20 protein-coding genes are annotated in these 20,751 nt (G+C 66.2%); 11 read left to right on the forward strand and 9 right to left on the reverse strand.

All coding sequences use genetic code 11. The features are described from left to right. Window positions 1-621: 621 nt before the first annotated feature. Window positions 622-1,173: a hypothetical protein gene (locus AC0Z2B_RS08340; protein WP_476295895.1), complete on the reverse strand. Its 552-nt coding sequence runs from the start codon at window positions 1,171-1,173 to the stop codon at window positions 622-624. 177 nt (window positions 1,174-1,350) lie between these two features. Here AC0Z2B_RS08340 and AC0Z2B_RS08345 point away from each other — a divergent pair, with 177 nt between their 5' ends. From AC0Z2B_RS08345 to AC0Z2B_RS08365, 5 genes are all read left to right on the forward strand, one after another. Then, entirely contained in the window at window positions 1,351-1,596 is a 246-nt protein-coding gene (locus AC0Z2B_RS08345) for a FitA-like ribbon-helix-helix domain-containing protein (protein ID WP_476295897.1), read from the forward strand. Beyond that, window positions 1,596-2,015 (forward strand): PIN domain-containing protein, encoded by a 420-nt coding sequence (locus AC0Z2B_RS08350; RefSeq protein ID WP_476295899.1) that lies wholly within the window; start codon window positions 1,596-1,598, stop codon window positions 2,013-2,015. Before AC0Z2B_RS08345 ends, AC0Z2B_RS08350 begins: the two co-directional genes overlap by 1 nt. 182 nt (window positions 2,016-2,197) lie before the next feature. After that, a complete protein-coding gene (locus AC0Z2B_RS08355) occupies window positions 2,198-2,614 on the forward strand; it encodes a hypothetical protein (protein WP_476295901.1) in 417 nt (138 codons plus the stop codon). A gap of 38 nt (window positions 2,615-2,652) precedes the next feature. After that, window positions 2,653-3,279: a LysE family translocator gene (locus AC0Z2B_RS08360; RefSeq protein WP_476295903.1), complete on the forward strand. Its 627-nt coding sequence runs from the start codon at window positions 2,653-2,655 to the stop codon at window positions 3,277-3,279. A gap of 135 nt (window positions 3,280-3,414) precedes the next feature. Next, complete coding sequence (locus tag AC0Z2B_RS08365) at window positions 3,415-4,899, forward strand: Fic family protein (RefSeq protein ID WP_476295905.1); 1,485 nt, start codon at window positions 3,415-3,417, stop codon at window positions 4,897-4,899. A 57-nt stretch (window positions 4,900-4,956) separates the two neighbouring features. Here AC0Z2B_RS08365 and AC0Z2B_RS08370 read toward each other — a convergent pair whose 3' ends face one another. The 5 genes from AC0Z2B_RS08370 to AC0Z2B_RS08390 all read right to left on the reverse strand — a co-directional run bounded on the left by AC0Z2B_RS08370 (window position 4,957) and on the right by AC0Z2B_RS08390 (window position 8,773). Further along, window positions 4,957-5,490, reverse strand: a complete 534-nt coding sequence (locus AC0Z2B_RS08370; protein ID WP_476295907.1) for a hypothetical protein — start codon at window positions 5,488-5,490, stop codon at window positions 4,957-4,959. 138 nt (window positions 5,491-5,628) lie between these two features. Further along, on the reverse strand, window positions 5,629-5,913 hold the full coding sequence (locus AC0Z2B_RS08375; RefSeq protein WP_476295909.1) for a DUF7693 family protein: 285 nt from the start codon (window positions 5,911-5,913) through the stop codon (window positions 5,629-5,631). Window positions 5,914-6,008: 95 nt separating this feature from the next. After that, window positions 6,009-6,929: a substrate-binding domain-containing protein gene (locus tag AC0Z2B_RS08380; protein WP_476295911.1), complete on the reverse strand. Its 921-nt coding sequence runs from the start codon at window positions 6,927-6,929 to the stop codon at window positions 6,009-6,011. Between the two features lie 39 nt (window positions 6,930-6,968). Continuing rightward, window positions 6,969-7,760 carry a TIM barrel protein gene (locus AC0Z2B_RS08385; RefSeq protein WP_476295913.1) on the reverse strand — a complete coding sequence of 264 codons (792 nt, stop codon included), beginning with the start codon at window positions 7,758-7,760 and terminating at the stop codon, window positions 6,969-6,971. Then, window positions 7,757-8,773: a Gfo/Idh/MocA family oxidoreductase gene (locus AC0Z2B_RS08390; RefSeq protein WP_476295915.1), complete on the reverse strand. Its 1,017-nt coding sequence runs from the start codon at window positions 8,771-8,773 to the stop codon at window positions 7,757-7,759. The genes AC0Z2B_RS08385 and AC0Z2B_RS08390 overlap by 4 nt, the downstream gene beginning before the upstream one ends. 158 nt (window positions 8,774-8,931) lie before the next feature. Here AC0Z2B_RS08390 and AC0Z2B_RS08395 point away from each other — a divergent pair, with 158 nt between their 5' ends. Then, on the forward strand, window positions 8,932-10,938 hold the full coding sequence (locus AC0Z2B_RS08395) for a sigma-54-dependent Fis family transcriptional regulator (protein ID WP_476295917.1): 2,007 nt from the start codon (window positions 8,932-8,934) through the stop codon (window positions 10,936-10,938). Window positions 10,939-10,996: 58 nt separating this feature from the next. After that, complete coding sequence (locus AC0Z2B_RS08400; RefSeq protein WP_476295919.1) at window positions 10,997-12,559, forward strand: sigma 54-interacting transcriptional regulator; 1,563 nt, start codon at window positions 10,997-10,999, stop codon at window positions 12,557-12,559. Window positions 12,560-12,562: 3 nt separating this feature from the next. On the opposite strand, the gene AC0Z2B_RS08405 is transcribed toward AC0Z2B_RS08400, so the two are convergent. From AC0Z2B_RS08405 to AC0Z2B_RS08415, 3 genes are read right to left on the reverse strand one after another with little or no spacing between them, the layout of a single operon-like run. Beyond that, entirely contained in the window at window positions 12,563-13,573 is a 1,011-nt protein-coding gene (locus tag AC0Z2B_RS08405) for a zinc-dependent alcohol dehydrogenase (RefSeq protein WP_476295921.1), read from the reverse strand. A 10-nt stretch (window positions 13,574-13,583) separates the two neighbouring features. Next, the gene (locus AC0Z2B_RS08410; protein ID WP_476295923.1) at window positions 13,584-14,402 is read right to left on the reverse strand and encodes an SDR family NAD(P)-dependent oxidoreductase; all 819 of its coding nucleotides are present in this window, start codon (window positions 14,400-14,402) and stop codon (window positions 13,584-13,586) included. Between the two features lie 17 nt (window positions 14,403-14,419). Continuing rightward, entirely contained in the window at window positions 14,420-14,935 is a 516-nt protein-coding gene (locus AC0Z2B_RS08415; protein ID WP_476295925.1) for a 2,4'-dihydroxyacetophenone dioxygenase family protein, read from the reverse strand. Window positions 14,936-15,215: 280 nt separating this feature from the next. Between AC0Z2B_RS08415 and AC0Z2B_RS08420 the strand changes: the two genes are divergently transcribed. The 4 genes from AC0Z2B_RS08420 (at window position 15,216) to AC0Z2B_RS08435 (ending at window position 20,690) form a co-directional block, all read left to right on the forward strand. Then, window positions 15,216-15,605 (forward strand): NUDIX domain-containing protein, encoded by a 390-nt coding sequence (locus tag AC0Z2B_RS08420; protein WP_476295927.1) that lies wholly within the window; start codon window positions 15,216-15,218, stop codon window positions 15,603-15,605. Window positions 15,606-16,370: 765 nt separating this feature from the next. Continuing rightward, a complete protein-coding gene (locus tag AC0Z2B_RS08425; RefSeq protein ID WP_476295928.1) occupies window positions 16,371-16,979 on the forward strand; it encodes a dTMP kinase in 609 nt (202 codons plus the stop codon). A gap of 132 nt (window positions 16,980-17,111) precedes the next feature. Beyond that, window positions 17,112-18,785, forward strand: coding sequence for an AMP-binding protein (locus tag AC0Z2B_RS08430; protein ID WP_476295929.1), 1,674 nt, complete (start codon window positions 17,112-17,114; stop codon window positions 18,783-18,785). 51 nt (window positions 18,786-18,836) lie between these two features. Continuing rightward, on the forward strand, window positions 18,837-20,690 hold the full coding sequence (locus AC0Z2B_RS08435; RefSeq protein WP_476295931.1) for an ABC transporter ATP-binding protein: 1,854 nt from the start codon (window positions 18,837-18,839) through the stop codon (window positions 20,688-20,690). Window positions 20,691-20,751: the final 61 nt, after the last annotated feature.

A 20,751-nucleotide genomic window follows, 5' to 3' on the forward strand; every position in this document is an offset into this window, starting at 1 on the left:
TGGCGTAGCCGGGGAAGACGGAACCGGAGGCGCTTCTATTCCGGGCCGTCGGCCGCTTGGGCGACGCCGGAAGGAGGGGACCCGTAGCGAAGCGGAGGGACCAAGCAGGGGCAAGCCTTTTTTGCTTACTTTTTGTGGCGTTTGACAAAAAGTGAGCCGGCGTAAGGCCGGAAAGGTGATTCTGCATCACCCTTGGTAATGGATATGTGCATGGCTTTCGAATCTCGCTTCTGAGGGATTTGGACATATCCATTTTCGCGGGGATACCACTGACCGTTTCGGCCTTACGCCGACTCCCTTTTTGGCAGTCGCCCCAAAAAGGAAGCAAAAAGGGCTTGCCCCTGCTTGGGCCCTCCGCTGCGCTACGGGTCCCCTCCTTCCGGCGCCGCTCAACGGGCAGACGGCACCCGCTATAGAAGCCTGCGGGTTACCGTCTCTTCGGCCTGCGGCGTCGGCCCTTCGGGCAGCCCGTTGATCGACGCCTCCAGTCGGCCCTGGCGCTTTACGGGGCATACAATCAAGATCACAAGCAGATCAACAGCTAGATCAACAGCTAGATCAACAGCTAGATCAACAGCTAGATCAACAGCGGCTCGAAAGCCGGATCGAGAGCTACCGCAATTACTTCTCTGCCAGCGCCTGGATGAACAGCGGGTCGCTGTACAACGCTTTGAGCAGGTCACGTACCAGAGGGTTGTAGGCATTCGCCGCGTTGGCAATGGCGATCACGCCCAGGAAGCTGCTGCTCCACTGGCTGTTCACGGTCTTGGTGGCGTCGTACTTGACCACCGAGCCGTCAAGCAGGGTGAAATGCGCGGCCAGGGTGCCGTTGCCGGTGATCATGCCGGCGGTGAGGTTGCTTTCGGTCACCACGGCAGTCAGGTGGCGCTGGGCCTGGGGATTGACCAGCCCGGCGCGAGCCAGCTCACCATTGAGCGCGGCCTGCACGTGGCCGGCAATGCTGCCGCTGGGCGAGCTGATGGGGTTCATGCGCACGAACATCGAGCCCTGGCCCGGCGCCGCGGTCACCTGGGCAGGGGTCACCGGTTGCAGAGGAGCGTGCTTCTTGAGGGTCTGGACGTTGTCGAAGTTGGGCTCGTAGGGGGTCATGGTGGCGCCACAGCCTTGCAGCAACAGGGCGAACAACGGCACCAACAATAAAGCTTTTTTCACAGCGGTTCCTTGCTTGGGGGTAGTGAGGGGGCGTGATTATCGGGGGCAGGGCGCGACAGGGCAACCATGAGTGATGGCATAACGATATCTTTCATCTTCGCAGCCGCTCCTCGCCTCGATTTGAGCTCCTGTTAATCAATGACTAATATGCAGTCATTGATTAACGGGAGGTGGGCCATGGCTACAATGACAATTCGCAACTTGGATGACCAGCTCAAGGCGCGATTGCGCGTGCAGGCCGCCATGCACGGCCGCTCCATGGAAGATGAGGCCCGGGATATCCTGCGTTCGGCGTTATGTGCCGAACCTGTCAGGGGTGCCTCGCTGGTCGATTCAATTCGTGCGCGGGTACAGGCGTTCGGTGGGGTAGAGCTTGAGCTTCCCGTTCGGGAGCCGATCGTTGACAGAGTGAATTTCGACTGATGATTCTGCTCGATACCAATGTCTTGTCCGAAACGCTTCGAGCCGCGCCAGATGAAAGGGTCTTGAAATGGTTGGCTCTGCAACCCCGTGCATCGCTGTTCACCACCACGGTGACCCGTGCGGAGCTGTTGTACGGCGCCAACGTATTACCCCAGGGGCAGCGCCGCGAGCTACTGGCGGGGGCCATCCGGGATATCTTCAATGAGGATTTCGCCGGGCGGGTCATGTGCTTCGACAATGATGCAGCAGACGCCTACGGCCAGATCGCCGCCGCTCGCAAAGCCTGCGGCAAACCCATCAGCCAATTCGATGCCATGATCGCAGCCATTGCGAAATCACGCGGCGCGACCTTGGCCACCCGCAACGTCAAGGACTTCATGGAGTGCGGTCTGGACATCATCAATCCATGGACCGCCTAACCCCGTAGCAGCTGCCGAAGGCTGCGTCCCGCACCAACGCGGTATGGCTGGTGCCTCGCGGCGCCTGTGGACGCGGCCTTGGGCCGCTGCTACGGGTGCAGGGCGCGTCACGGGGTGGTGCTTCTAGGCGGTTTTGATGCGGCGTGGCACACTGGCGCCCCGTTTTTTCATGGACTCGATTTATGCCCGCTCCCCACGTCTCGCCCGCGCTCTGGCAGGCCATCACCGACGCCGCTGGCGCCTCCTTGCTGACACCTGGCGGCCAGCGCAATTTCCTCGTAGGCGAGGGCAGCGAGACGCACATCGACGTGTTCACCGGCGCCGAGCGCGCCACCCGCGTGCGCCTGCCGCGCCGGGCCTTCGAGCAGACCCTGGGTTACCTGGCCAGCAACGGCCACCTCGACCGCCCCAATGCCATCGAGGTCAAGGCCAACCAGGACCCCGAGCGCGCCGGCCCGTTGTGCCGCGCCGCACGCCAGCGCCCCGACGGCAGCTTCGGCGCCCGGGTGGTGACCTACGTGCTGCCGATCCTGGAGTTCTGCGACGTGGTGGGCATCAACCGCACGGCGCTGCCCAGCGTTGCCTGGCTGGAGCCTTGATGCAGTAACATGGGCGCTTTTGCGGAGCAGCCCTGACGATGTTGACCTTGCAGCAATTCCTCGGATTCCTCGCAGCCGCGCTGCTGATCACCGCCACGCCCGGCCCGGACAACCTGATGGTGTTGGGCATGGGCATGTCCAAGGGCCGGCGCCAGGGCATCGCCTTCGGCCTGGGCTGCGCGTTTGGCTGCCTCAGCCACACGCTGCTGGCGGTGCTCGGCGTCAGCGCCTTGATCGCCGCGTCGCCTACCGCGTTCACCCTGTTGAAGATCGCCGGCGGCCTGTACCTGATGTGGCTGGGCTACAACGCCTGGCGCAGCTCGGGCGCGGTGAAGGTCGGCGCAGTCAAGGTCGCGGACGAGTCGCTGGCAAAGCTGTTCTCCAAGGGCTGCTTCGCCAACGCCATCAACCCCAAGGTCGTGCTGTTCTTCCTGTCGTTCCTGCCGCAGTTCGTGGTCGCCGGCAACGGCAGCGTTGGCGCCCAGGTGGCGCAGCTGGGGCTGACCTTCACCCTGCAGGCGGCGCTGCTGTTCGGCCTGCTGGGCTATTTTTCTGGCGCGCTGGGGCAGTGGCTGAACCGACGGCCCAAGGCGGGGGTGATCCTGGATCGCGTCGCGGGCACGGTGTTTATCGGGGTGGGGTTGAAGATCATGTTGACGCGCTGAGTGCTTAGGCCGCGCAATTTTCGCCGGGGGCGCTGGCGAGTGAAGAAAAAATGGTGATAATCCCCTTAAGTTAAGATTTTCTTGGGTCGCTAAAGAAAAAATGCCCGGCGACGCGAGCAATTAAGGATTTATGCCATGAACTCAGCAGGATATGCCTGGTTGCAGGAATCCCTACAGCTTTCCGCTTTTGCTGTGCGGCGGCCGGCCAGGGTCCAGCCAGTCACCCGCATCAAGCAGATCGGCCAAACCCTTGCAGTGCCGCCCACCATTGCGCCAGCAGCCGATGACCTGCTAGGCCATGTGCTCTTCGCGCTCAAGCACGAGGGGCTTGACCTTGCCATTTTGGCGCAGGCGTTGCCGCGAATTCCGGCAGCCGTGTTCGAAACGGAGCTGGAAAGGGCGCCCAACGGTATCTATATCCGCAAAGCCTGTTTTCTGCGTGAGGCTTTTAGCGCCCAGGAACTGCGCCAGCACGCTCCTGTACGAGGTGCATTCGTTCCTCTATTCGACCCGGCCCTCTACATAACCATGCCGGGCGAGCGAAACTCTCGATGGCGGGTCGAGTTCAATGGCATTGGCTCGTTGGCGTATTGCGCCACAGTCGAACGCACCCCTGAAATTGTAGCGTTGCTTGCGCACGATATTCTCGCACGGGCCCAGGATTTCATTCGAGCGCTGCCCTCGGGCATGATGGATCGAGCTATTAACTGGGCTTATCTTCATGAAACCCAGGACTCATTTGCCATCGAGAAGGAGTCACCCAGCGAGGACAAGGCGCGTAAGTTCATTCAGTTGCTGAAACAGGCACATCAGCAAATTCCGCTAAGCGAGGATTATTTGGTCCATTTGCAGAACGCGACTATTTCAAATCCGTTCGATATGGCCGCCGCGTTTCGCCATGAGCAGAACCATCTGGCGAGCGGGCTTCAGGGGGCAGCGGGAGTTACCTATGTGCCACCGGAGCCAGGACTTTGCCGGGAACTGATGCTGGAGCTGATGACGTTGGGAAACTCGTCGTCAGATCGTCTGGACCCTCTCGTAGCCGCAGGTGTCATCTCGTTCGGCTTCGTTTTCCTGCACCCCTTCATGGATGGAAACGGCCGCCTCTCCCGCTTTTTGATTCATCAGACCTTGTGCCGCGCGGGTGTGCTGAGCAATGGGTTGCTACTCCCGGTTTCAGTGGCGATGAAGCGCGAGGAGCGACTATATCTGGAGACGCTGCAGCAGTTCTCGCGCCCGGCGCGCGAGTTCTGGGATGTCCGCTGGATCGACCACGGTCAGTATTCTTTCGATTTTACCGGCGACCCCGCGATCTATCGGTTCTGGGATGCAACCCCTGGGGTCAAGTTCACCTTGGAAATGGCCAAGCGGGCGCTGGAGGTCGAACTTCGCGAAGAGACTATTTTCCTGGAAAACTATGATGCCGCCGTCAAGGCCGTAAACGAGGCCTACGACGTGCGCGGCAGCGACTTGGCCAACCTTGTGATGATGTGCCTATCCAACAATGGCGTGGTTTCCAAAAATCGACGCAAGCAGTATCAGTATTCGGTGCAACCGCAGGTGCTTGATTACATTGAGCAGGTAGTCCAAGGCTTGTTGAAAGATCGAACGCAGGACTAGCTCGCCAGGTCGGTGCTGAAGCACACCCACCTGGGAGCCGCGTGCCAGCCTTGCGTCCTAGCGCGCTGCCAACAACCGCTTCACCGTCAACGCCAACGGCACCGTGAAGAAGAAGTGCGACATGAAGCCGCCGATGATCACCGCCGGGTCGTAGTAGTTGGGGTGGTTGTCGGAGGCGATGGAGATGGCCACGTGCATCGCCAGCCAGGCGATGACCGCGTAGAACAGGGCGATGAAGGTGGCTTCATAGCCGCGACGGCGGAAATACGGCCAGATCAGCGCGAACAACACGCCCCAGCCGATGGCGAAGGCGAAGTGAATGACCGTACCCAGCACCGACGCCCACAGGCCCAGGGCCTCCTGCACGTCCTTGCCGAACACCAGCCCCGTGGCGTTGCGCGGGATGCCGCCCAACGGCAGCAAGTGTTGCACGCCCACCCAGATCAACGCCTCGTAGACCCAGATGCACACTGCGCCGGTCAGCCCGCCCAGTGCACCGGCGCGCAACAGGCTCTTGAGGGTGTGTTTGTCCAGGCTGGCACCTGTGCTGCGGCCGCTGGCGTTCAAGCTGAAATCTGCTTCGTGACTCATGCGCTCACCTTTTTATTGTTGTACGGAGGAACCGTCCGACAGCCGAACGTTGGGCACGACTATAGGCTCCGGGTGGTGGGCGCCCCCTCCGGGAAATGCTTAAGCAGGTATCGTTTCTTTTTATCGCCTTGAAAGCGCTCAGGTGGCGCCGAGCAACCGCTCCAGTTGCGCCCGCTCCCAGGCGCTCAACAGCTCCACGGGGTTGCTGCCGAAGGACTTTGAGGCGTCGAACAGATAGGTTCGTGCATCGGCACTGAGGCAACTCTCGCAGTATTCCAGCGCGCTGCCGTCACTGTGCAATTTCACCACCCAGCCATCGACGTCGAAGGTCACGGCGTCCAGCCGTTGCAAGCGGCGTTCGCCCATGGCGACGTCCCGCAGCACTTGATAAACCTCGCGCGCAGCGAGGGGTGTGGTCGGCACGGTGGCAGCCCCTTTCATTCTGACGACGCGGGGCAGGGTACACGAACAGGGGGCTTGCCGCTCGCCCGAGGCAAGCGGCAAGCGGCAAGCAGTGGCTACTTGAAACGTGCCGCGAACAGCGGCACCTGGTCAGGCTTGATCAGCTGGAAGGGCACGAAGGTGTCGCCACTCACCTGTTCGCCCTGGATCATCTTCAGCGCGATGGCCACCGCTGCCTGCGCCTGGGCCTTGGGGTCCTGGAACACCGAGGCGGCGAGCAGGCCCTTGTCGATGGCGGCCAGGCCATCGGGCAGGCCGTCGATGCCCACCACCGGGGTGTCTTTCTGGCCGGCCTGCTTCAAGGCCATGGCCGCGCCGATGGCCATCTCGTCGTTGTTGGCGGCGATGCCGTCGATGCGGGTGCCGGCCAGCAGCCAGTTGCTGGTCAGGTCCATGCCTTTGTCACGCTGCCACAGGGCCGTTTGCTCGCCGACGATCTTGATATCCGGGTACTGCTTGAGCACCTGCTTGAGCCCTTCGGTGCGGCCCAACGTGGCGTTGTTCACCAGGTCGCCCATGATGATCGCCAGGTTGCCCTTGCCGCCCATTTTTTCCGCCAGGTAGCGCATCTGCAGCTGGCCGGCCTCAATGTCGTTGGAGGTCACCGCGGCCACGCCGGGCGGCAGCGTTTTCTCGTCCGGGCGGCGGTTGACGTACACCAGCGGCACCTTGGCGGCGGTGGCTGCGCGGGTGATGTTCACCGCGCCGGCAGTGTCGGCAGGCAGCACGATCACGGCGTCGACCTTCTGCGCCAGGAAGTCTTCCACCTGGCTGAGCTGGCGCACCACGTCGCCCTGGGCGTCCTGCACCTGCACCTGGATGTGCTGCTCCTTGGCGGCCTCCACCAGGTTGTTGCGGATATAGGTCATGAAATTGTCGTCGACCTTGGCGATGGTGATGCCGACGCGGTAGTCGGCCAACGCCAGCTGGCTGGCCAGCAAGGCAGCGGCGGCAAGAAGCAGTCTGGAACTACGCATGGGGAGTGTCCTGTTGTTGTTATGGGGTGGAATACAGGCTTAAAGGTGCAAGGTGAACGCCTCGCGGAACCGCTGCAACGCCAGCGCCGAGTCGCCCGAGGCCCAGCCTTCGAGGCCGACCACGCCGGTGTAGCCCAGCGCGTGCAGGGCCCTGGCGATGGCCGGGTAGTTGATCTCGCCGGTGCCGGGCTCCCTGCGCCCGGGCACGTCGGCCACCTGGATCTCGCCGATGGCGGGACCGGCGCGGCGCAGCAGTTCGATCAGATTGCCTTCGCCAATCTGCGCGTGGTACAGGTCCAGGTTGAGCTTGAGGTGCGGGCTGCCGACGGCCTCTACCAGGGCCAGGGTGTCCTCGGCGCGGGCGAATGGCACGCCGGGGTGGTCCACGGCGGTGTTGAGGTTTTCCAGCAGGAACACCTTGCCGTGCGCTTCGCCCAGGCGGGCGAGCTGCTCCAGGGTCTTGCAGGCCTGCAGCCACATGCGCCCGGTGGTGACGTGCACCGGCCGCACCGGCAAGCCGCCTTCGCCAAGGCCGGTGCCGTGCAGGTTGAGGCTGGGACAGCCCAGTTGCTCGGCCACGCCCAGGGACTCGCGCGCGGTTTCCAGCAGGCGCTGGATACCATCGGCCTCGGTGAGGTTGCCCTCGATGTAGCCGGTCATGGAGGTGAAGCGCGCGCCGGTGGCCACCAGCGCGGCGATGTCCTTGTTAGTCCAGTCCCAGATCTCGGCGGCAAAGCCCAGGGCATGAATGCGCCGCACGCGCTCCACGAACGGCAGGTCGAGGAAGACCATTTCGGCGCTGATGGCGAGGGTGAACGGGCAGTGGCTCATGCCGACACCCCCGCCACCTGGATGGCCTTGCCCTGTTGCACGGACTCGATGCAGGCGCGGGCGATGGCCAGCGCGGCGCGGGCGTCGGCACCACTGGCCAGCGGCGTGGCGCCGGTGCGCAGGCACTCGACGAAGTGGTTGAGCTCGGCCACGTAGGCGTCGCGCAGCAGGTCGGTGTCCAGGCGCTGGGTGTCGGCCTGGATGCCGTCGGCCAGGTAGCGCACCAGCTCTGACTGGGCGACACTGCCCATGGTCAGCATGCCGGCGCTGCCGAACACTTCGCCGCGCACGTCGTAGCCGTACACGGCCTGGAAGTTGGCCTCGGCGGTGGCGATGGCGCCGTTGTCGAAGCGAATCGTGACCACGGCGGTGTCCAGCAGGCCCTTGCCCTTGAAGGCGGGCGCCACCAGCGCGTCGGCCATCACGAACACCTCCACCGCCTGGGCGCCGGGGTTGAGGTAGCGCAAGGCGTCGAAGTCGTGGATCAGGGTTTCCAGGAAAATCACCCACTGGCCAATGCCCGCCGGGTTGTTCAGCGCCGGGTCACGGGTGACCGAGCGCAGCAGCTGCGGCGTGCCGATGCGCCCGCCGACCACGTCCAGGTGCGCCTGGCGGAAGCTGCGGGCGAAGCGGCGGTTGAAGCCCACCTGCAACGGCACCCGGGCGTCTGCGGCGGCAGCGATGGCGCGGTCGGCCTCATCAAGGGTGATGGCCATGGGTTTTTCGCAGAAGATGCCCTTGCCGGCGCGAGCGGCGCTGATCACCAGCTCGGCGTGGCTACGAGCCGGGGCGGCGATCAGCACGCCGTCGATGTCCGGGTCGTCGAGCAGCTGCTGCGGGTCGGTGTAGACCCTCTGCACGCCCAACTGCTCGGCCAGCCGCGCGGCCTGGCCGGGGGTGGGGTCGGCAATGGCGGCCAGGCAGGCGCCGGGAATATGCAGCGCGGCGGTCTGGCCGTGGAAGCTGCCCATGCGGCCGGCGCCGATCAGGCCCAGGCGAATGATCTTGCTCATCGATGACGCTCCTTTTTTGTTGTTGGGCGAAAGCGTGGTCACGCTTGGACAGGGAGAGAGCAAGGCCTGTGCCAGCGCCATAAGTCACTGATTAATATAAAGCTTGCGGGCTAGCGCTGAGGCAGCAGTGTCTATTTCCAAGACATGTCTACACTGACATGTCCAGAATCCAGACACTGCCAAGGCCCGCCATGACGCCCATGGAGTTGACCCAGGAAGCCCTCAACTACATCACCACGCTTGACCCGCGCGAGCTCAGCGACGGCCCCGTCGCCGGCCTCGAACAGGCCTGGCAGGCTTGCCTGGAGGGGCAAACGGCGCGGCCGGCCAAGGTCCGCCCGCTGATCTGGGAGTCGTGGCGGCGCAGCTGCGCCGCCGGCATCGACCCGCAAGATGCGGCCTACCGTTTCGTCAACCCCCAGCGCCTGGTCGCCAAGCTGCAAGAGCACCGGCTGCTGATCGACACGGCGATGGAGATCATGGGCGGCCTGCTGGCCTACAACCCGCGCGGCCACATCAACCTCACCGACGCCGAAGGCACCACCCTGTGCTTCTGCGGCCTGGAGCTGACGCCCATCGGCAGCCAGCTGCTGGAGTCCACCCAGGGCACCAACTGCACCGGCCTGGCCATTGCCGAGGACCGCCTGGTGTACGTGCTGGCCGAGGAAAACTTCGCCAGCGCCCTGCGCCAACGCCGCATGCATTGCGCCGCCGCGCCGATCCGCGACGCCCAGGGCCGCACCCTGGCCATCCTGACCCTGACCGCCGAGCCCGGCTGGTTCCACTTCCACACCCTGGGCACGGTGCAGGCGGCGGGCGAGGCCATCTCCCGGCAGCTGGCGCTGCAGGGCCTGCTGCAGGAACAGCGCAGCGTGCTGGAACTGCTCAACGAAGGCCTGGTGGTGCTCGACGAGGCGGGGCGCATCAAGGCCCTCAACCACTACGCCCGCCAGCTGTTCAAGGCCGGCCCGGAGCTGCTGGGCAGCCCCTTCGCGCAGCTGGGGCGCAGCGACCTCAATGCCGAGATCTGCCAGCACGCCGGCGACGGCCTACGCGACCTGGACTGCACCTTCCAGCTGCACGACGGCAGTCAGCTGGCCTGCCTGGTGTCGGTTTGCCTGGTGGGGCGCCAGGGGCGGGTGGTGTCGGTGCGCGAAAACCGCCGCATCCGCGAGATCACCCGGCGCATCATGGGCGCCCAGGCGCGCTACACCTTCGACACCATCCTGGGCGGCTCACCGGTGATGCAGCACGCCCTGCGCCTGGGGCGCATCGCCAGCCAGAGTGATTCCACCACCCTGATCCTCGGCGAAAGCGGCACCGGCAAGGAGCTGTTCGCCCAGGCCATTCACAACGCCAGCCCACGCAGCGCGGGCGCCTTCGTGGCGGTGAACTGCGGCGCCATCCCCCGCGACCTGGTGCAGAGCGAGCTGTTCGGCCACAGCGAAGGCGCCTTCACCGGCGCGGCCCGCGGCGGCTCGGCGGGCAAGTTCGAGCTGGCCGACGGCGGCACCATCTTCCTCGACGAGATCGGCGACATGGCCTTCGACGCCCAGGTCAGCCTGCTGCGCGTGTTGCAGGAAGGCGAGGTGACGCCGGTGGGCGCGCGCAAATCGCGGCCAGTGGACGTACGCATCATCGCCGCCACCCACCGCAACCTGAGCCAGGCCGTGGCCGAGGGCGCCTTTCGCGAAGATCTCTACTACCGTCTGAATGTGCTCAACCTCAGCGTGCCGCCGCTGCGCCTGCGCCGCGAAGACATCCCGCTGCTGGCGCAGCATTTCCTGCAGCGGTGCGCACGGTCGTTGCGCAAGGCGGTCAGCGGTTTCGCCCCGGCAGCCCTGGAGGTGCTGGCCGCCCATGGCTGGCCGGGCAACGTACGCGAACTGGAGAACGCGGTGGAGCGGGCGGTGCACATGGCCTCCGGCAGCCTGATCGAGCCAGCCGACCTGCCGCTGGAACTGATGCACAGGGGCCGCCGCGAGGCGGGCCAAGAGCAGGCGAGCGGCATGGACTTGGGCGCCCAGGAGATGAGCGCGATCATCGGCGCCCTGCGCAGCACCGGTGGCAACGTGCGGGTGGCGGCGCAGCTGTTGAAGGTGTCGCGGGCGGGGCTGTACGGCAAGATGGAGCGGTTCTCGATTCGCGCGGGGGATTTTCGCTGAGGTCTTGCTGATACGTATTGCGGTATGAATCAACGCACAACAATAACAAGGAGAGGGTATGGAACACTCGCTGCTGGCCTATGAACGCAGCACGCCAACCCCGGCGGACCTGCGCCAGTGCCTGCGTTTCTCGGACGAGGAGGCGCGCATCTGGCTGGACGACCAGAGCATGGTCATGCTGCATTCAACGGCCTTGGGCGCGTTGCGCCAGGAGCTGATCGACAGCCTCGGCCAGGCAGGCGCCCAGCGTGTGCTGACGCGCATCGGCCACGCCGCCGGCAGCCAGGACGCCCTGCGCGTGCGCAAGCGCTGGCCCGGCTCGGACCCGCGCAGCGCCTTTATGGCCGGCGGCCGGCTGCATGCGCTGCAAGGCATCGTGCGGGTGCAGACGCTGCAGCTGGAGCTGAACCTTGCACAGGGGCATTTCCACGGCGAGTACCTGTGGCACGAGTCCCGCGAGGCCCACGAACACCTGGCCCGCCATGGCGTCGGCGACCAGGCGGTGTGCTGGATGACCCTGGGCTACGCCGCCGGTTACGCCAGCGCCTTCCTGGGCCGGCCGGTGGTGTTCCGCGAGGTCGAATGCGTGGCCGCGGGCGGGCATGCCTGCCGCATCGTCGGTGACACCGCCGGCCACGCGCCCGGCCTTGAACTGCCGGCGCAGGCCCCGGTCGCCGCCTGCAGCCATCCCCAGGAGGCAATGATCGGCATCTCCACGGCCTTCCAACTGGCCCGCCACCAGATCGCGCAAGTGGCGCCCACCCGGGCGACGGTGCTGTTCAGTGGCGAGTCGGGGGTGGGCAAGGAGGTGTTCGCCCAGTGCCTGCACCGCCTCAGCCCCCGCGCCAACCGGCCGCTGGTGGCGGTCAATTGTGCGGCGCTGCCGGAGAGCTTGCTGGACGCCGAGCTGTTCGGCGCGCAGAAGGGCGCCTACACCGGCGCCAGCCATGACCGCGCCGGCCGCTTCGAACGGGCGGCGGGCGGCACGCTGTTTCTAGATGAAGTGCAAGCCCTGAGCCTGGACGCCCAGGCCAAGCTGCTGCGGGCGCTGCAGGAAGGGGAAATAGAGCGGGTGGGCGGCACCCGGCCGATCAAGGTGGACGTGCGCGTGGTGGCGGCTACCAACGCCAACCTGCGGGCGGCCATTGCCCAGGGCACTTTTCGCGAGGACCTGTTCTTCCGCCTCAACGTCTTCCCCATTCACCTGCCGCCCCTGCGCGAGCGGCGCGACGACCTGCCACTGCTGATGGAGCACTTCCTTGCCCACTTCACCCAGCTGCATGGCAAAGCGGTGAGCGGCTTCAGCGCCGCGGCGGTGCAGGCGCTGCTGGCCCACGACTACCCCGGCAACGTGCGCGAGCTGCAGAACCTGGTGGAGCGCGGTGTGATCGCCGCACCCGCCCATGGCGCCATCGGCCCCCAGCATGTGTTCCCGGGTGGGGAACAGGCGCACGTCTGCGTAGGCACGGCACCGCTGCGGCAGGCAGTGCGGCAGCAACAGTTGCAGCAGTACCACCAGGTGCTGCACGCCTGCGGCGGCAACCTCTCGGCGGCCGCGCGCCAGCTGGGCATGACCCGGCCGCAGCTGGCCTACCGGCTCAAGGCCCACGGCCAGCGGTGAGGGTCAAGGCAGGTGTGGCGCAACCAGCACCTTGCAGTGGTGGGTGCGCTGGCGCAGGGCGTCGAACGCCTGGGGCAACTGCGCCAGCGACACGGTGCTGCTGACCAAGGCCAAGGGCGCCGCGTCGGGCCCTTCCAGCACATCGACCGCGGCGCGGAACTCATCGCGCTCGAAGAACGCCGAGGTCACCAGGTTGACCTCTTTGGACACCGCCCGGAACGGGATGAAGCTATCGGCCACGGTGCACAGGCCCAGCACCACCACGGTGCCACGGGGGCGCACGTGCTCCAGCGCCTGGGCAATCAAACCGGGGCGGCCCACGCATTCGAAGACGATGTCCGGCGGCCCGCCCAACTGCTCGGGGGTGCGCCTGTGCAGGCTGCCGTCGTCCACCAGCAAGGCACTGGCGCCCAGCTGCAGGGCCCGCTCGCGTTGCCAGTCGCCCAGGTCGGTGATGGCCACCTTGGCAGCGCCCAGGCGCCGGGCCCAGAACGCCACGGCCAGGCCAATGGCCCCGGCGCCCAGCACCAGCACCTTGGCGCCGGGGCGCAGGTGCGCGCGCATGACCCCGTGCAATGCCACCGCGAGGGGTTCGGCCAGGGCGCTGTCCGCCACGCCGACGCTGGCGGGCAGCACCACGCATTGGTGCCAGCGGGCGGTGGCCCACTGGGCGAAACCACCGCCCTGCAGGCTGAACCCGGCGCACCAGGCCGGCCTGCCGCGCTGGCACTCGGCGCAATGCCCGCAACCGCGCAAGGGCGCCACCGCGACGTGGTCGCCCACCCGCACCCCCTGCACCTGGGCGCCGCATTCCACCACGCGGCCGCTGTATTCGTGGCCCAGCACGCTGCCGGGCGCCAGGCCGAACGCCGCTTCTTGGGTCATGTGCAGGTCGCTGCCGCAGATGCCGCAGCGGCACACCTCGATCAACACCTCATCGGCCCGGGGCACCGGCATGGGCAAGGTGTGCAGCTGCATGGGCTGTTTCAGCGCCTTGAAGACGATCGCTTGCATGGGCACCTCCTCAGTCCACGCGGCCAAGCATCTGCCCGCCATCGATGACGATCTGCGCGCCGGTGATGTAGCTGGCCGCCGGGGAGGCGAGGAACAGCGCCAGGCCCTTGATTTCCTCGGTGGAAGCGATGCGGTGTTGCGGCACCCGTGTGGCGAAGGCGGCGCGGTCCGCCGGGTTGCGCAGGCGGCCGCCGGCGATGTTGGTCACGAACGGCCCCGGGGCAATGGCGTTCACGGTGATGCCATGGCGCGCCAGCTCCATCGCCGCCTGGCGCACCAGCGCGGCGGCGCCGGCCTTGGCCGGCATGTACGGGGTGCCGACGATGGCCTCGTTGAGCATCGCCGCGTTGGAGGTGGTGACGATGATGCGCCCCTTACCCCTGGGCTTCATCAGCCGCACCGCGGCCCTGAGCGTGGTGAACACCGAGGTCAGGTTGGTGGCCAGCACCTTGTCCCAGTGGGCCTCGTCGAGCGCCTCCAGCGCGCCTTGCGGGCAACGCTGGCCGTCGCAGTCGAGAAAGCCAGGGCCGGCGTCGATGCCGGCGTTGGCGAATACCACGTCGAGGTGGCCGTAGTGCACGCCCACCCGCTCGAAACAGGCGTACAGCGCCGCGCGGTCGGTGGCGTCCACCACCTCGCCGCGCACCGCCAGCCCCAGGGCTTGCAGGCGGGCCAGCTGGTCGTGCAGTTGCGCCGCGTCAATGTCCAGCAAGGTCACCTGGGCGCCGCCTTCGGCCATCACTTCGGCGTAGGCCAGGCCGATGCCGCTGGCGGCGCCGGTCACCACGCAGGTCAGGCCTTCCACGGAGAATCGTTGCACTGTGTTCATGGTGATTCCTCCGACAGTCAAACGAACAGCGCGGTATTGACCGGCAGGCCGTGCTGCCGGCAATGGCTGACGTAATGGTTGATGAACCAGAACACGTCGGTGGTTTCGGTGTGGTGGCCGTGCTCGTCGAAGAACTCGATGGGCCCGTGTATCCAGAACAGCGCCTTCATGCCGTCGGGGCCTTCGGCGTACAGGGTGTGGGCGGTGCCCGGAGTCTCGTACACGTAGCTGCCGGGGCGCGCCAGCCAGTCGTATTCCTCGTAGCCCCAAGTGCCTTCCAGGGTCACGGCCTGCACCGCCGCCCGGTGCCGGTGGGTGCCGATGCGTCCGCCGCCCTTGACCCAGAGGATGTTGCAGACGCTGCCGGTGCGCACGTCGAAGCTCAGGTGGCGGATGGCCGCGCTGTCGCCGAAGGGCACCCAGGGCGACTCATCCTCGCCGGTGCCGATATGGCCGCCGTGCAGGCCAAAGCGCTCGATCATGGCGGCGTGGGGTTCTGGGGGGAGCTGGACGATAGAGGGGGAGGTAGGCATGGGACGGTTCCTGCTGATTGTTTTTAGGTAGCAGGGCGGTTGCATGGGCTGTGCCAGGCGGGCAGGAGCCCGGATTTGCGAGGGGAAAGGGCGGCGGGAGTTGAGCGGATTGGTGCGGTTTGATGATCAAAAGTGGTGAAAAGGTGAAAGCCGGCAAGTCCTGTAGCCGCTGCCGCCAGGCTGCGCTGGCCCCTGCGTGCGCTGAAGCTCTATCCACGGTCATTGAACCGACACATGTGCAGGCTACAGTGGCCGCAGGGTCAATCATTCGGAGCAGCGCATGAAGGCAATGGACATTGCTACAGCCAGGCGCAAGGGCATCAAGCTTCGCGCCACGGTCATTTATCGCAGGGACGGCGAAGTACTGTTTGTGCGCAAGCGCAACGCGAAGTGGAACCTGCCAGGCGGCAGGGTCGAGGCGGACGAGACGCCGTTGCAGGCGGCGCAACGGGAAATGGCCGAGGAAACCGGCCTGGCCTTCGATGAACTGCGCTACATCTCCGAGTACCGCGAAGACAAGGTCATCCATTACCTGTTCGAAGCGCGCAAGGCGGCCGACAAGCCGCGCCCACTCAACGAAATAGACGCCTGCCGCTGGATCAAGCCCCGTGACGTGGCCAAGCGCCGCGTGCGCCGGCCGATCAAGACCCTGCTCAAGCGCTGCGCGTAACGCGCCAGCTACCCCCCGTAGCAGCTGCCGCCAGGCTGCGTCAGGCCACAAACGCGGCTTGCCTGGCACACCTCGGCGCCTGTGACGCGGCCTTTGGCCGCTGCTACAGGCCAGCTCGCCGCGTGCGTAGCAGCTGCCGCCAGGCTGCGTCAGGCCACAAACGCGGTTTGCCTGGCATACCCCGGCGCTTATGACGCGGCCTTTGGCCGCTGCTACAGGCCAGCTCGCCGCGTGCGTAGCAGCTGCCGCCAGGCTGCGTCAGGCCACAAACGCGGCTTGCCTGGCACACCTCGGCGGCTGTGACGCGGCCTTTGGCCGCTGCTACAGGGCGCACTGGGTCGCCCGCCAGGCCCGGCGTAGCAGCTGCCGCCAGGCTGCGTCAGGCCACAAACGCGATTTGTCTGGCACACCTCTGCGGCTGTGGACGCGGCCTTTGGCCGCTGCTACAGGGCGCACTTGGTCGCCCGCCAGACCCGGCGTAGCAGCTGCCGCCAGGCTGCGTCAGGCCGCAAACGCGGTTTGCCTGGCACACCTCGGCGCTTATGACGCGGCCTTTGGCCGCTGCTACAGGGCGCACTGGGTCGCCCGCCAGGCCCGGCGTAGCAGCTGCCGCCAGGCTGCGTCCGGCGGCAAACGCGGCTTGCCTGGCACACCTCGGCGCCCGTGACGCGGCCTTTGGCCGCTGCTACAGGGGGGCTGGGTCCGGCGGCAGGGCTGCGTCGGCGTTTTGGTATAGTGCACGGCTGCCTTCCCAGGAACCGCCCCATGAACCGCCCGCTTTTTATCTCCATGGATGGCCCCAAGGGCACCGGCAAGACCACGCTGCTGGAAACGGTGACCCAGGCCCTGAGGGCTACCGGCCAGAAGGTCGTGCGCCTGTGCGAGCGCAACAACGATCCCTACCGGCGCGAGACCATGGCCCTGGTCAACCAGCTTGCCCGCCAGCCGTGCGCGGACCTGGAGTGGCAAGTGTGCGAGCGCCTGGCGCAGAGCCGCGCATGGATAACCGAGCAGGTGCTGCCCAAGCAGCCGGCCGGCAGCATCATCCTCATCGACCGCTGGTACCCCTCCGACGCTGCGTTCCGGCGGCTGGTGCCGTTCGCCGACATTCTGCGCTTGAACCTGGCGCTCGACGTGCGCGTGCCCGACCTGCACATCGGCGTGGTCACCACGCCTGAAATTTCCTGGGCGCGGGCCTCCGCACGCAGCCGTGGCCTGGGCAGCACGGTGATCCTCGACCCGCAGGAGCAAGTGGCCTGCACCCAGGCGTTCGAACGCGCGGCCGCCGAGCAAGGCTGGCTGCTGTGCCGGAACGAGGGCAGCGTCGACGACGCGACCCGGCAGGTAGCCGCCGCCATCAATCACCTGCTGTAACCCGTCGCGTCAGGCCTGCGGCGGTTTGACAACAAAACTGCATTCCGTTTACGTTAACGTCACATCTGCACAGGTGGCACATCAAGCAGGAAGCGACATCAGCACACAATAAGCACAACAAAGGTTTACGCCATGAACCCGCTGAGCTATTCCCACGGATCGACACACCCTCCACTGTTCAACCAGACCATCGGCGCGGTCTTCGATGCCACCGTCGCGCGGTTTCCCGAGCGGCCCGCCCTGGTGGTCCACGACCAGGCCGTGCGCTGGTCATGGGCCACGCTCAAGGCTAACGTCGACCGCCATGCGCGGGCGCTGATGGCCCTGGGCATCCGGCCGGGCGATCGCGTCGGTATCTGGGCCTCGAACCGCGCCGAGTGGTGCCTGACGCAGTTCGCCTCGGCCAAGGTCGGCGCCATCCTGGTGAACATCAACCCGGCCTACCGGGCCAGCGAGTTCGAGTACGCGCTGGCGCAGTCAGGCTGCAGCTGGCTCATCGCCGAAGCCGCGTTCAAGTCCTCCGACTACCACGCGATGATCAACCAGGTGCTGCCCGAGCTGGCCGCTACTGCGCCCGGAACCCTGTGCATCGAGCGCCTACCCAGCCTGCGCGGGGTCATCAGCCTGGGCGCCGAGCCGCCTGCCGGCATGCTCGCCTGGGCCGCGCTGCAGCAACTGGCCGAGTCGGTCAGCGACCAAGCGCTGCAGGCACGCCAGGCCGCGCTGCAACCCAGCGACCCGATCAACATCCAGTACACCTCGGGCACCACCGGCGCCCCCAAGGGCGCGACGCTCAGCCACCACAACATCCTCAACAACGGCTTCCTGGTGGGGGAAAGCCTGGGCCTGTGCGAGCAGGACAAGGTGGTGATCCCGGTGCCGCTCTACCATTGCTTCGGCATGGTCATGGGCAACCTGGGCTGCATGACCCATGGCAGCACCATGATCTACCCTTGCGCGGCGTTCGACCCGCTGAAGGTGCTGGAAGTGGTGGCGGCCGAGCGCGCCACCGCGCTGTACGGCGTGCCCACCATGTTCATCGCCCAGCTGGACCACCCCCGGCGCGCAGCGTTTGACCTGTCCAGCCTGCGCACCGGCATCATGGCCGGCGCCGCGTGCCCGGTGGACGTGATGCAACGGGTGATGGAACAGATGCACATGGCGCAGATCCAGATCGCCTACGGCATGACCGAGACCAGCCCGGTGTCGCTGCAGACCGCGGCCCACGACGAGGTGGACAAGCGCGTGGCCACCGTCGGCAAGACCCAGCCGCACCTGCAAAGCAAGATCGTCGACGCCAGCGGCGCCATCGTGCCCCGGGGCGAGGTGGGCGAGCTGTGCACCCGCGGCTACAGTGTGATGCTCGGCTACTGGGGCAACCCCCAGGCCACCGCCGAAGTGCTGGACGGCGAGGGCTGGATGCACACCGGCGACCTGGCGACCATGGACGCGCCGGGCTACGTCAGCGTGGTGGGGCGTATCAAGGACATGATCATCCGCGGCGGCGAGAACATTTACCCGGGCGAGATCGAAGCGTTCTACCGCGGCCACCCTGCGGTGGCGGACATCGCCATCATCGGCGTGCCCGACCCCAAGTACGGCGAGGCGCTGGTGGCCTGGGTGCGCTTGCATCCTGCCCAGCAAGCAACGCAGGAGGCGCTGAAGCTGTGGGCCAGGGAGCGCATCGCCCATTACAAGATTCCGCGGGACTTCACCTTCGTCGAGGCGTTTCCCCTGACCGTCACCGGCAAGGTGCAGAAATTCAAGATGCGCGAAATCACCCTCCAGGCGCTAAAACTCGGCTAAGCCCACCGTTAGATGGCAAAATTGCCGGGAACCGATGATTTGGAGACCCCCATGCTGCGCGTGCTTGAACGATGGCTCGACCCTTTCCCACCCGATGAACTGCCGCCGCCGCCCGAGGGCCTGGCCCGGTTCATGTGGGCGTGCACGCGTGGCGCGCGGGGCTATGTGCTGGCGCTGGCGCTGCTCAGCGCCGGCGTGTCGATCTACGAAGCCTGGCTGTTCTCCTTCCTCGGCCAGGTGGTGGACCTGCTGTCCACCTGGCAGGCCGGTGGTGATGCCGCCGCGCAAGAGCGCCATGTGCTGTGGGGCATTGGCCTGGTGCTGCTGGCCAGCATCGGCCTGGTGGGGCTGCGCACCATGGTCCAGCACCAGGTGCTGGCCATCAACCTGCCGCTGCGCCTGCGCTGGGACTTCCACCGGCTGATGCTGCGCCAGAGCCTGTCGTTCTTCTCCGATGAGTTCTCCGGTCGGGTGACCACCAAGGTCATGCAGACCGCGCTCGCCGTGCGTGACGTGCTGTTCACCATCATTGAGATTGTGCCGGGCATCGGCGTGTACTTCATCGCCATCATCGCCCTGGCCGGCGCCTTCGACCTCAAGCTGGTGCTGCCTTTCATTGCCTGGATCGTGCTGTTCGGCCTGGCCATGCTGTACTTCGTGCCGCGCCTGGGCAAGGTCGGCCAGGAACAGGCACACGCGCGCTCGTCGATGACCGGACGCATCTCCGACGCCTACACCAACATCACCACCGTGAAGCTGTTCTCCCACTCCAAGCGCGAGGCGCAGTTCGCCCGCGCCGCCATGGAAGACTTCAAGGACACCGGTTTCCGGCAGATGCGCCTGGTGAGCCAGTTCGAGATCGTCAACCAGACCCTGGTGGTTGCGCTGATCATCGGCGCCGGCGGCTACGCCCTGTGGCTGTGGCACCAGGGCCAGGTCGGCACCGGCGCTGTAGCGGCGATCACCGCCATGGCCCTGCGCATCAATGGCATGTCGCACTGGATCATGTGGCAGATGACCTCGCTGTTCGAAAACATCGGCACCGTGCAGGACGGCATGGCCACCCTCACGCGCGGCCCCAAGGTGCAGGACCGCCCCGACGCCGGCACCCTGGTCACCCGCGGCGGCGCCGTGACCTTCGACCACGTCAGCTTCAACTACAACGGCGAATGCCAGGTGCTCGACGGCCTGAGCCTGAACATTCGCGCGGGCGAGAAGGTCGGCCTGGTCGGCCGCTCCGGCGCCGGCAAATCGACGCTGATCAACCTGCTGCTGCGTTTCTATGACGTCGACAGCGGCACCATTCGCATCGACGGCCAGGACATTGCCCACGTCACCCAGGACAGCCTGCGCAGCGCCATCGGCATGGTTACCCAGGACACCTCGCTGCTGCACCGTTCCATTCGCGACAACATCGCCTACGGTCGCCCCGACGCCAGCGACGCGCAAATCCGCACCGCCGCGGCCAACGCCCAGGCCGATGGCTTCATCGCCCAGCTCAGCGACCGCGACGGCCACAGCGGCTACGACACCCTGGTGGGCGAGCGCGGCATCAAACTGTCCGGCGGCCAGCGCCAGCGCATCGCCATCGCCCGGGTGATGCTCAAGAACGCGCCGATTCTGCTGCTGGACGAAGCCACCAGCGCCTTGGACTCCGAGGTGGAAGTGGCCATCCAGGAGAGCCTGGACGAAATGATGCAGGGCAAGACCGTGATCGCCATCGCCCACCGGCTGTCGACGATTGCGGCGATGGACCGGCTGATCGTGATGGATGAAGGGCAGATCATCGAGCAGGGGTCGCATGCCGAGCTGCTGGGGCGCAATGGGGTGTATGCGCGGTTGTGGCAGCATCAGAGTGGCGGGTTTTTGGGTGAGGATCGCGGGGTGGTGGAGGAAGTGGAGTAGGGGTTCGTGCGCCTTGGACGCGGCCTTCGGCCGCTGCTACACAAATCTCCGTAGCAGCGGC

This window comes from Pseudomonas sp. GYB4201, from assembly GCF_056312595.1.

Excerpts from the sequence above, each read along its gene's own strand:
- AC0Z2B_RS08410 (WP_476295923.1), bottom strand. The coding sequence starts at position 14,402 with ATGAACACAGTGCAACGATTCTCCGTGGAAGGCCTGACCTGCGTGGTG.
- AC0Z2B_RS08365 (WP_476295905.1), top strand. The coding sequence starts at position 3,415 with ATGAACTCAGCAGGATATGCCTGGTTGCAGGAATCCCTACAGCTTTCC.
- AC0Z2B_RS08360 (WP_476295903.1), top strand. The coding sequence starts at position 2,653 with ATGTTGACCTTGCAGCAATTCCTCGGATTCCTCGCAGCCGCGCTGCTG.
- AC0Z2B_RS08350 (WP_476295899.1), top strand. The coding sequence starts at position 1,596 with ATGATTCTGCTCGATACCAATGTCTTGTCCGAAACGCTTCGAGCCGCG.
- AC0Z2B_RS08435 (WP_476295931.1), top strand. The coding sequence starts at position 18,837 with ATGCTGCGCGTGCTTGAACGATGGCTCGACCCTTTCCCACCCGATGAA.
- AC0Z2B_RS08420 (WP_476295927.1), top strand. The coding sequence starts at position 15,216 with ATGAAGGCAATGGACATTGCTACAGCCAGGCGCAAGGGCATCAAGCTT.
- AC0Z2B_RS08385 (WP_476295913.1), bottom strand. The coding sequence starts at position 7,760 with ATGAGCCACTGCCCGTTCACCCTCGCCATCAGCGCCGAAATGGTCTTC.
- AC0Z2B_RS08405 (WP_476295921.1), bottom strand. The coding sequence starts at position 13,573 with ATGCAAGCGATCGTCTTCAAGGCGCTGAAACAGCCCATGCAGCTGCAC.
- AC0Z2B_RS08430 (WP_476295929.1), top strand. The coding sequence starts at position 17,112 with ATGAACCCGCTGAGCTATTCCCACGGATCGACACACCCTCCACTGTTC.
- AC0Z2B_RS08355 (WP_476295901.1), top strand. The coding sequence starts at position 2,198 with ATGCCCGCTCCCCACGTCTCGCCCGCGCTCTGGCAGGCCATCACCGAC.
- AC0Z2B_RS08395 (WP_476295917.1), top strand. The coding sequence starts at position 8,932 with ATGTCCAGAATCCAGACACTGCCAAGGCCCGCCATGACGCCCATGGAG.
- AC0Z2B_RS08370 (WP_476295907.1), bottom strand. The coding sequence starts at position 5,490 with ATGAGTCACGAAGCAGATTTCAGCTTGAACGCCAGCGGCCGCAGCACA.
- AC0Z2B_RS08400 (WP_476295919.1), top strand. The coding sequence starts at position 10,997 with ATGGAACACTCGCTGCTGGCCTATGAACGCAGCACGCCAACCCCGGCG.
- AC0Z2B_RS08345 (WP_476295897.1), top strand. The coding sequence starts at position 1,351 with ATGGCTACAATGACAATTCGCAACTTGGATGACCAGCTCAAGGCGCGA.
- AC0Z2B_RS08425 (WP_476295928.1), top strand. The coding sequence starts at position 16,371 with ATGAACCGCCCGCTTTTTATCTCCATGGATGGCCCCAAGGGCACCGGC.
- AC0Z2B_RS08415 (WP_476295925.1), bottom strand. The coding sequence starts at position 14,935 with ATGCCTACCTCCCCCTCTATCGTCCAGCTCCCCCCAGAACCCCACGCC.
- AC0Z2B_RS08380 (WP_476295911.1), bottom strand. The coding sequence starts at position 6,929 with ATGCGTAGTTCCAGACTGCTTCTTGCCGCCGCTGCCTTGCTGGCCAGC.
- AC0Z2B_RS08390 (WP_476295915.1), bottom strand. The coding sequence starts at position 8,773 with ATGAGCAAGATCATTCGCCTGGGCCTGATCGGCGCCGGCCGCATGGGC.